The organism is Polaromonas sp. P1_F2, from assembly GCF_056405735.1.
Map to the genome: position 1 here is coordinate 1 of NZ_JBFUBN010000024.1, position 10,515 is coordinate 10,515.

Genomic DNA, 10,515 nt, shown 5'->3' on the forward strand with positions numbered 1-10,515 from the left:
GGCGGCCACCACACTGGCCGCCCCGCCGCCGGCACCGCCGCCCGACCAGCCGCTGCAGCCGGCCTGGCCGCCCGCGCCGCCGGCAAAACCGGTCGCGCCGCCCGCCGCGCCACCCGCGCCGGCCGCATTGGCGCAGGTGAAGGCGCCCTGCGAGGTGTTGCCAGGCTGGCCGCCTTGCCCTACATAAATATTCAGCACCGTTCCCGGCGCCGCGTAATAAGTGCCGGTGGCTCGCGCGCCCGCGCCGCCGGCGCCGCCCCAGCCGTTGGAGTCATTGCCGCCGCTGCCGCCGCCCGCGCCGTTGGCCTGGATGGTCACCCCGCCCGCGCCCGCGGGCACGGTGTAGGTCTGCACCGCGCCGGTGTAATTAAAAGTCGTCTGCGCCATCGCCCAGGGCGCGGCCAGCAGCAGCAAGGCGGCGCCCCATGCGGCCCGCAGCAGGCCGCGTGAAGGCGCCGGCTTGCGGGGCAGGCCGGGGCGGGAAACAGGGCGTTGAAGAAGCATCATGATGGGGGGGCCGCCGTGCGGGAAGGAGAAAGCGCGGCGCCGGAAGGCTCGCCGAACACGTTCTCGTCAAACTTGAAGCGTACACGCAGATAGAGGCCGCGCTGGGTATAGGCCTCGCCCACCATGTCCGCGGCCTTGAAACCCTTGAAGTTATAGCCCACGGACACCCACATGTTCTTCCAGGCGAGGTAGCCGACTTCCACGCCCGCGGCGGTTTCGGCGGCGCCGTTGCCCCACATGCGGTAGGCCTGCAGGCTGACGTCCCAGTTCTGGGTCAGGTCCCAGGTGGAACGGCCGCCTATCAGCTGCGTGAAGGAGCGGCTGCTGATGCCGTTGGAGCGGTCCCGGCCCCACTTGGCGGCGTAGCGGCCGCTCATGGCCCAGTTGCGGTTGGGCTGCACGTTGAGGTGGGTGGACAGGATCAGGCCGGATTCGTCGCGGCTCAGTCCGGGGCCCAGGGTGTTGTCCGAATCCTTTTTGTACTCGACGCGGCCCAGCGCGTTCCACGTGTCGGTTGCGACCGGGCGGTAGGCCACGCCGGACTGCGCCGTGATGAGCTCGCGCTTGCCGCCGCCCGCGCCGAGGTTGGTCTGCTCGCTGTAGAGGCCGCGATTGAGCAGCGTCCAGCTGTCGTCCAGCTTGTTGGCCAGCGCGCCGGTGAGCAGCCAGCTGCTCGAATTGGTCGAGGTCTGCCACTGAACCTGGCCCGAGGCTTTCCAGGTGGCCGCGGCGGTGTAGTCGGCGCCCAGCGTCACGGCGCTGGAGTCGTCGACGACCACACCCGAAATCGGCTTGATGCGCTGGATGCTGGCCGTCAGGCCGACGCCGTTGTCCAGGCGCCAGAGACGGCGCAGGCCCAGGGCGGCTTCGCTGGTGCGGCCGTTGATGCTGTCACCCATGCGGTATTCATTGAACAGCTGCGTGCTGTCGGTCAGCTCGGTGTTGATGCCGGCGACGGTGGTGTACTGCGAGGTCGAGGCGTTGAGCGTGTAGATGCTCTTGAGGCTGTTGATGAAGTCGTGGCGCGCATACAGGCGCGTCGTCGAATTGATGGCGTAGTTGCCGCCCACGCCGACTTCACGGCCACCGCTGCCGTCGATGGCGTACTCGGCCAGGCCGTAAACGTCGGCCTGCGGCACGTCGGGCACGGGCACCGTCACCTTGACGCGCGCGGTGGTGGTGCCGACTTCCTCCGAAGAGCCCGCCGCCATCGCCGCGGCCGAGGGAACGATGGGCACGGTGGAACCCGGCAGGGCCGGGCCGGACAACGCGGCGGCGGTGTTGGCGGCGCTGTAGCGCACACCGACTTCCACCTTGATGTTGCCTGCCATGCTGTGCTCCAGCTTGAGCTCGGCGCCGGTCTGCGACGCGCCGGTCACGCTGTTGGCGGTGCGCAGCGCTTCGCCGACCACGCGGTTCTTTTCGTCCACCGCGTAACCGAGCTTGGCGCCGTACTCGGACTGGCCGGCCGACTGCACGCTGTTGGGGTTGAAGAAGCCGGCGCTGGTCTTGGCGCCCCAGACGCGCGCCTGCAGCGCCTGATCCTCATGGCGGATCTCGACGCGCTGGCCCGAACCCTTGCCCTGCAGGTCGGTGCTGCTGCGCGCGATTTCGCCGGTGGCCACCGTCTTCTCGCCGAGTTTGGCCGTCACATTCAGGCCGTCCAGGTTCTGGCGGTTGGCCGGGTCGGTGTCGCGCACCGTCGAGGCGCCCAGCGTCACGGCCGGCGTGACCTCCAGGCGGGCCTCGGCGCCGGCGACGGTGTGTTTCACGCCACCCGTGTCGACCGAGTAGCTCACGCGCACAAAGATGGGGTTGAGGTCGGTGTCCACGCTGGGCACCGGCGACTTCAGCAGCAGCCGGCCGCTCATGGGTTCGATCTCGTAGTCTGTGAACTGCGTGAGCGGCGTGTCGTTGACGATGACCGAGGCCTGGCTGCGGCTGCGAGTCAGGATGTTGACCTGCTGGCTGTTGACCACGCCGTTGATGTTGAGCAGGAAGGGGCCGGAGGTGCCGTTGGCGCGGAATTCCTGCACCAGTTGCGTGGTCGCGGTGCGGCTGGCGAAGCCCTCCACGGTGACCGCGCCGTCCTGGTAGCGGCCCTTCACGCCGTTGAGCGCCCGCGAATACTGCGTGAGCTGGCGCGCCGCGTTGTCGCTTTGCGTCGAGTAGTCGCCCAGCAGCGCGTAGTTGCTGCCGTTTTGCAGCATCACGTAGAGCTTGCCGGTGGACTGCGCGTCAAAGCCGCGCGCCGATGAATCGCCGTACACCGGATAGAACTGGCCGGGCTGGATGTCGCGGAACAGCGCCGTGTCCGAAGGCTTGTCGGAGTCGTAGGCCAGCGTCAGCAGCGAGGAACCGAGGACCTTGCCTTTAAGGAACAGCGCGGTGCGCGCGGCGGCTTCGCCCTTGCCGCCGGAAAAGCTGCGCGAGGTGCTCTGGATCTGGCGCTCGAACACATCGCCGCTTTGGGCGGGCTGCAGCGCCGAGGGGTTGAGTTTGCGCAGGTTGATCGTGCCTTCGACGATACCGGCGGCGATCATGGGCCGCAGGTTGGGCATGAACTCGATGGTGGAGGTCGACTTGACGGTGCCGCTGGTGATGGTGAGCTCGGCCTTGCCGGGCTGGGCCGGCGGCAGCAGCAGGAAGCGGCCTTCGCCGCCCTCGACAAACACCTGGGTGCCGGGCTGGCGCGCATCGAGGTCGGGGGTCTGCCACTGGCCCTGGCTGGCTTGCAGGCTGATCTGGGTGCGCGCGGCCACGGGCAGGCCCTGCGCGTCGCGCAGCGCGATGGTGACGGGCATGGCGGTCACGCCGTCGGCGACCAGCTGCGCGGGCGCGCCGATGTCGATCCTGGCCAGCGCGCCGGGCACGCGCAGCGTGATCTGCGCGGTGCCGCGGGCATTGCCGAAACCGTCGAGGGCGCGCACGGCCAGTGTGTTGCGGCCGGGTTTCAGGTCCACGCCGATGTATTCCCAGGCCAGGACCTTGTTCTTCTCAAGGCTGCTTTTCTTGCCGACCTGCGTCGCGGGCACGGGCTGGCCATTGACGGTCAGTTCAAAGCGGGCGCCCAGCGGTCCCTTCACGCGGACCCGGGTCTGCGCGACCGGCAGCAGTTGCTCATCAACCAGGCCCACAAAGGCGGTCGCCGCGTCCAGTTCCGGCAGCAGGTCTTCCAGCGGTTGCAGCACCTGCTCGGCCGCGGCCGGCTCGGCGCCGGCGGGCGCGGCGGGCTGGGCCGGCTCCACGCTGGCGGGCGTGTAGATGGGCTTGGGCAGGCGGGCATTGGGCGCTGCGGGGCCGCCGGTGTCGCCCACGGCGCCCAGGTTGCCTTGCAAAGGAGCCGGCGCCACGGCATTGCTGCCGGCGTTGTTTTGCTGCGCGCCCGGCAGGCCCATGGCGCCGGCGGCGGGCAGCGTGCGGCTGTCCGCCGCGACGGCGCCGCGGTTGGCCTGCAGCAGCGTGCCGGCGGCCTGGGTGATTTCCGACGGATTGCCCAGCGCCTTGCGGCGCGCGGCGACCTGGTCGCGAATGCCGGGCGTGCATTCGGCGATGGCGAAGTCGGCCTTGTGCAGCTCGCCGTTGATGAGGTCCACGAAGCGGCTGCCGGCATCGAAGGCGTTGCGGTTGTTCAGCACGGCCAGCGTGGCGCCCGCGGGCAATGTGATGTTGTCGACCTTGGCCACGTGAGTGCGCGGCTCCAGGCCGTAGAAGCTGTACTTGCCTTCTTCGTCCGTCACGGCATAGGTGCCGTCTTCCAGGTAGATGCGCACGCCAGGGATGCCCGGCTCGCCCGCGTCCTGCACGCCGTCGCGGCTGCAGTCCGCAAACACCTTGCCGAACACATACGCCTTGTTGGAAAACACGCCGCCCACCACCTGCACACGCACGCTGGAACTGTTGGAGCGCACCGCGCCGCTGGCGGCCTGGGCCGTGTTGATGCCGTTGCCGCTCTGGCTACCCGCGCCCACGCGCACGCGGTAGGTCAACACGGGCTGCGCGCCGGCGGCGAGGTTGCCGACGGCGAATTGCAGGCTGGGGCCGGCGCCGCCGGCGGGGTCGGCCAGCACCGCGCCGTTGAGCCGCGCGGTGCCGCGCACGTAGGCGAAGCCGGCCGGCAGGCTGTCGCTGACCACGGTGGCGGGCAGCGCTGCGGCGGAAACGTTGTTGAGCTTGATCGAATAATCGACAAAGTCGCCGATCTCAGCGGTTTTTTTGTTGGCGGTTTTCTGGATGAAGAGGCCACCCGTGGTGGCGCCGGGGTCAAGGGGCACGTCGAAATGCACCGGCGCGAGCGCCACCAGAAAATTCCCGCCATAAGAACCCGGCGTGTCGATCACCCGGCCGGCCGGCTGCAACGCCGCAGGCACCCGCGAAGGAAAAGAAAAGCCGGCCGGCGGGGTAACCACCAGCCGATAGCGGCTGTTGAGCACCAGCGGGAATTCATAAAAACCGTCCGCCGCCGTCACGACGACGCTGGGCGCCGGCGTGACGCCGTCCATCAGGAACACCACGGCCGGGCCGCCGGGGTTGCCGCCGTTGCCCGCACCGAGGACGTCAATCAGCTGCACCGTGGCGCCGGCGACGGGCTGGTTGGTGGCCGAGTTGTAGATGGTGCCCGAAGGGTCGACCAGCAGCGTGGTGCTGACCGACACCGAGATGCCGCCGCAAGCCGTGATGGTGGCGGTCACGGTGTCGTTGCGCAGCACCTCGAGGATGCCGTCGCCGGAGGCCACGATGTGCGAGGCCGCGTTCGCGGTGGGAACGCTGGGCAGGATGCGGAACACGCCGGTGTTGGGCCCGGTTTCCACGGCTGTGAAAGTTTCCGAGTCGCCGGTGAGCTGGCTCACGATGGTGATGGCCACTGTGCCTATCGTGCTTGGGTCGGCATTGCAGATGGACGCGTCAGCTTGCACAAACAGCGCGTTGCCTGGAATGCTCTGGGCGGCGTGCGTCGTATAGTTGTTGTTGGTATAGAACTGGAGGCTCGCGGTATGCGCGGGCAGCGGTAGCACCACGGTGTTGCTGGCGGTGGTCAGCGGCGCGGCGGCATCGGTCCAGTCGGCGTAGGCCGCGCCCGTCACGTTATTGGCGGCATTCGAATTGACCATGACGCTGAACTGCCCCAGGAACAGGCCGCCCTGCGGCAAAGTGGCGATGGCCCAGGCCACCGCGTCCACCACGGCGCCGCCCGGCACAGTGGTGACATAGCTGCCGGTGGCGGCGCCCTGCAAGTGGTACAGCGTCTGCGCGCCGGGATTGGTGGCGGGCTGGACTGAAGCGAATACCGTGTTCACCGGCACCGGTGCGCGCAGGATGAACAGCGCGGCGGGCGCGCCGTTGACCGTCACGTTGGCGGGGCTGGCCGCCATGTTGCCGTTGTTGATGGCCCTGGCCGTGAAGTTGAGCGCCACGCTCTGGGTCGCGGTGGCCGTCGAAGCGGCATAGCTGACCTGCACGGCCGCGCCGTTGGTCAGGTTGAGGGTGTCCGTGTTGGTGGCCGTGGCATTTTGCAGCTGGCTGACCGCGCGCAGGCTGAGCTGCGCGGTCTGGCCGGGCACCGCGCCGGGCGGAATCTGGCCGGTGATCAGGAGGCCCGCGGTGGCGCCCACGGCCACCGGCACCACGCCGCCGGCGGGAACCACGGGCTCGCCGGCATCGACCAGGCCGTTGCCGTTGACGTCCAGCACCACCTTCAGGTTCAGCGGCGTGAAGGCGCTGCCGCCGGCCACGCTGGCGGTCACCAGGTAGTTGGTGGCGGTGTTGCCGGTGTTGGCCAGGTTGTGGCTGATGGTGAAGGACGAGCCGACACCGATCAAGAGGTTCTGGCTGGCGGTCAGCGTGAGCGCCTCAAGCGCCGCCACCGTGGTGTTCACGGTGTTGGAATTGATGCGCACCGGCAAGCCCGTTGCCGTGTCCACGAAGGTCGCGCTCGCGGTATTGCTGATCACCGTCCCCACCGGGGTCGGCGCTGCCTGTGCGGCTGCCCAGAAGAGCAGCAACATGCAGGAGATCAGCAGTTTGCGCAGCGGGCGAAAAAGCATGTGGGTTGGATGGATGGTTGGGTTGCGGCAGGGCGTCGCTTTCCAAAGGGCACGCTGTCGTGCCCTTGGAAAAGCGGGGAAGCTTTCGCTTCCCGCGCAAGAGGTCAGTCCCGGGTCAGGGGTTGATACGGACGCCGAAGGTCACGATGGCCGACTGACCGGGGGTCAGGGTGCCGATCGTTGCGGTGACGGTGCCGGCTGCGGCCGCGGCTGGGCCGGTCACCGTACCCACCGTGCTGGCAGCGGCGCTGCTCAGCGTGGTGTAGCTCGGTGTCGCGTCGGACACGACGACGGAGGTCGCATTCGCGGATCCCACGTTGGTCACCGTGATCTGGTACAGCACGCACTGGTTGGGACGGGCGCTCAGGGTGGCCGCCGCGTAGACCGTGCCGCCATTGGGGCCGGCGCAGGCCGTATCCAGGGATTGCGCCTTGGACAGGGTCAGGTTGCCGGCGATCACGGTGGTGCTGTCAACAGCGGTGGCCACGGCGGGAACCGTCGTCGCGTAGCTGCCGTTGCTGGTGGTGACCGTGATGGTCGTGGCATCCACCGCGCCGGGGGTTGCGCCGCTCGGTGCGATCACCTTGTTGAACACGGTGATGGAAGCGCCGGGAGCCAGGCCCGCGGGCAGGACACCCGCGGCATGCAGGGTGCTGCTGATCTGCGGGTCGGTCGCGTCGAGCACGCCGTTGGCGTTGGCATCGTAGTACAGCGCGGACGTCCAGCCGGCCGGGGCCTGGTTGTCGGAAGCGGACAGGGTCAGCGTGCTGACCGTGCCGTTGCCTTCCAGCACGTTGCCGGTGTTGGTCAGGGTGTGGCTGTAGACGTAGGAACCGCCGGGATAGGTCTGGCCGGCGCCGTTCGGCGTCAGGGTGACCGAGCGCACGGCGTTCACGACCACCGCGTCATGCAGCGTATCCGAAGCATTCGACGTGGGCGACAGCGTGCGGAAGTACAGCTGCGTGGTGCCCGCTGCAAAGCCGGCAGGCACACCCACCACCGCGCAGACGACGACGTTGCCGCCAGCGGCCACGGAACCGGTGTTGGTGATGGTCGCGCCGGTGGTCGAGCAGTTGCCCACGCCGCCGTCGGCACGGAAGCTGACCGTCCAGCCGGCCGGCAGCGTCACGCTGGCGAAGGTGTTGACCGTGCTGGCGCCCAGGTTGTAGCTGTCCGGCGAAGGACCGGTGTTGTTGGCCACGATGGTGAAGACCGTCGAGGCACCGGGATTCAGCGTGTTGGTGACCTGCGCTGCGCCTTCACCGTTGGCGAACACGCCCACGCCGGGAACACCCACCGCGGTCGGCAGATTGTTGGTCGCGTCAACCGCGGAGTTGGCCACGGCGGTCAGCTGGTCAGGGGTGCTGGCCGTCTTGGTCGGGTCGAACACCGACGTTGCCGTCTTGGTGATGATGAACGGCGCGCCGGTGTTGGTCGCGTTCGGCGGCAACGTGGCCTTGAGGATCACGTTGTAGGTCGCGCCTGCGGCCAGGGGGCCGGTGTCGACCGTGCCGTCGCTGTTGGTATCGACCAGCGGCGTGACGCCGTCGGTCTTGTACAGCTGGAAGGTCGTGCCGGCCGGGAAGTTGCCTGCGCTCAGCGTGATGTTGAAGGTGTCGGAGCCGTTGCCGGTATTGGTCACGGTGTTGGTGAAGCTCACCGTCGAGCCGGGTGCGGCCGGGCCGGGCACCGTGGTGCCGGTCAGCGTCACGGCGGCGGTCTGCAGCACCGTGAAGGGCACGGTGTTCGAGCCACCCGTCACCGTTGCGGCGCCGTTGTTATAGGACGTCGTGGCGGTGTTGTTCAGCACGCCGGGCGCCGTGCCCGCAGCCACGGTCACGCCGAAGCTGATGGTGCCCGACTGGCCGGCCGTCACCTGGTTGAGCGTGACCAGCAGGGTCTTGGTGCCCAGGGTGTAGCCCGACGTCAGGGTATTGGGTGCGGAACCACTGGCGCCGCCGCTGTCGCTCAGCGCCGTGGCGCCGGTGACGCTCCAGCGTGCGGAGCCCGCGGTGTAGTTCAGGCCTGTCGGCAGAATGTCGGTGATCGCCACGGCGGTGGCCGTGCTGTTACCGGTGTTCGTGTAGGTCAGGGTGTAGGTGATGGCCGTGCCGGCGGAGCCGCTCGACACGCTGGCCGACTTGGTCAGCGTCACGACGGCGTTGGTCGTGGCGGTGGTTATGTCGAGGTTGGACTGGGTTTTGGTCGGGTCGAACACGCTGGTGCCGGTCGCCGTGAGGTTGTTGGTCTGCCCCGCCGTGGCCGTGCCCGGGAGCGTGGCAACCACGATGTACTTGAACTGGCCGCCCGCGGCCACTGCGCCGGTCGAGGTGATGGCGGGGCCCGTGGGCGAACCGCTGCCGTTGTCGGCGAAGATCTGCACGCTGGCCATCGTGAAGCCTGGACCAGAGTTGCTAGTGATCAGGTTGAAGGTGTCCGTGCCGTTACCCGTGTTGGTCAGGGTATGCGGGTAGTACACCACGCTGCCCGGCGTCGCGTTCTGCGCGCCGTTGGCGGCCAGCGTCAAGCTGGCGATCTGCTGCACCGTGGTCTGCACCACGTTCGACGTCACCGTGCGCGTGATGCCGGATGCATCCGAGTACGTGGCCGAGGCCTGGTTGCTGATCGACGTGCCGGCGGGCGGCGGTGCGGCGTGTGCCGCCATACCGGCCATCGCCAGCGCGAAGGCAACGAACAAACCCACAATCCAGTGGGTGAAGAAGTGCGGCAGCCCTAAGGGCCGCGGACTTGGGGGGTTGGCATACATGGCGTATTACTCCTGGCTACAAGACAACGGTGAATCGACAGACAACTAACAAGAACTGGGAATCAGGGTTTGGCCGCCGACACGACGGCCGGCGAATCGATGCTCACGCGCAGGCTGACCACCGAAGTGGCACCGGCGGGCAGGCTGCCGATTTCCCAGCGCAGGGCGCGGTAGTCGGCCAGTGGCACGGGCTCTTTGCGCGTGCTGCCGTCAGCCTGCTTGACCGTGCGGGTCAGCGGCATGGGCGCGAAAGTGCTGCCGTCCGTCGAGGCCTGGGCTTGGGCAGGCTGGTCGCTGGCGGCGATGAAGGTGGTACCCGGTGGCACCGGCACGGTCGCCAGCAGCTTGGCCGCGGCGGCGCTGCCGGTGTTGCGGTAGGTCGCGCTGTATTGCAGGACGTCGCCCGGCTTGCCGTCGCCGGCAGGCTTGAGCACCGGCTTGCCGGCCACCATCTCGACGCGTTGCGCCAGCAGCTGGGACGTCACAGGCGCGGCTTGCGCCAAAACCACCTGCCCCAGGGCGAGACCAGCGGCAAAAATACAAAATTTGAAAATTGATTTCATGGTTTCACATCCTTTTCGTTACAAATCGGCGGGTAACAGCGCCATTGATTGACAGTGCGCAGAAGGCGCGGTCTGTATGCGTTTACAGCTCTTATGGCGTAACTTTATGTTACCGAGTACTGTTTCCTGGCTCGATTAATTCACGTTTCGCCCAAAAACGAGAAGAGAACCAGGATTTCTGTGAGAAAACACCCAGATTCGGGGCATATCTGAGCCTCACCTGTGACTTATTGTAATTTTTCATGACCTTAACTTACAAGTAGTCACAAGTAGTAAGGCCTTTGTTTTGGGCAAAAAGTCACATAAAACGAAGGTGTGAGGGGATTTGGGCTTTGGGGCTGGGGGTGAGTTGTTACAAGCGCGGGTGATTGCGCCGGCTTTAGTGCTTTTTTGCTGAGTCCTGCTGGCCGGGGGTTGCCCGGCAGCAAGTAACTTTCTTTTGCTTCGCCAAAAGAAAGTCACCAAAGAAAAGGCGACCCTGGTTGCTGCGTCCCTTCGCTTCGCTACGGGCAACCTGCGGTGCTCGGTCCAGACGGGGTCTCGCTAAACTCGCTTCGCTCAGACAACGCGATCCCTGATCCGTCTGGACCTCCGCTCCTCGGCGCATCCACAAGGGGTGGGGAAGGAATACCAA

The 10,515-nt window shown here is 67.4% G+C and carries 4 protein-coding genes; all 4 read right to left on the reverse strand.

Going from position 1 to position 10,515, the window contains the following annotated elements; translation table 11 throughout:
- On the reverse strand, positions 1 to 507 hold a 507-nt coding region (locus AC1D0O_RS24950; protein WP_477656170.1), incomplete at its 3' end, for a glycine-rich domain-containing protein.
- Complete coding sequence (locus AC1D0O_RS24955; protein WP_477656171.1) at positions 504 to 6,551, reverse strand: SdrD B-like domain-containing protein; 6,048 nt, start codon at positions 6,549 to 6,551, stop codon at positions 504 to 506. The genes AC1D0O_RS24950 and AC1D0O_RS24955, both read right to left, overlap by 4 nt.
- Positions 6,552 to 6,666: 115 nt before the next feature.
- Positions 6,667 to 9,249: a beta strand repeat-containing protein gene (locus tag AC1D0O_RS24960; protein WP_477656172.1), complete on the reverse strand. Its 2,583-nt coding sequence runs from the start codon at positions 9,247 to 9,249 to the stop codon at positions 6,667 to 6,669.
- Between the two features lie 131 nt (positions 9,250 to 9,380).
- Complete coding sequence (locus AC1D0O_RS24965; RefSeq protein WP_477656173.1) at positions 9,381 to 9,881, reverse strand: hypothetical protein; 501 nt, start codon at positions 9,879 to 9,881, stop codon at positions 9,381 to 9,383.
- Between the last annotated feature and the right edge of the window lie 634 nt (positions 9,882 to 10,515).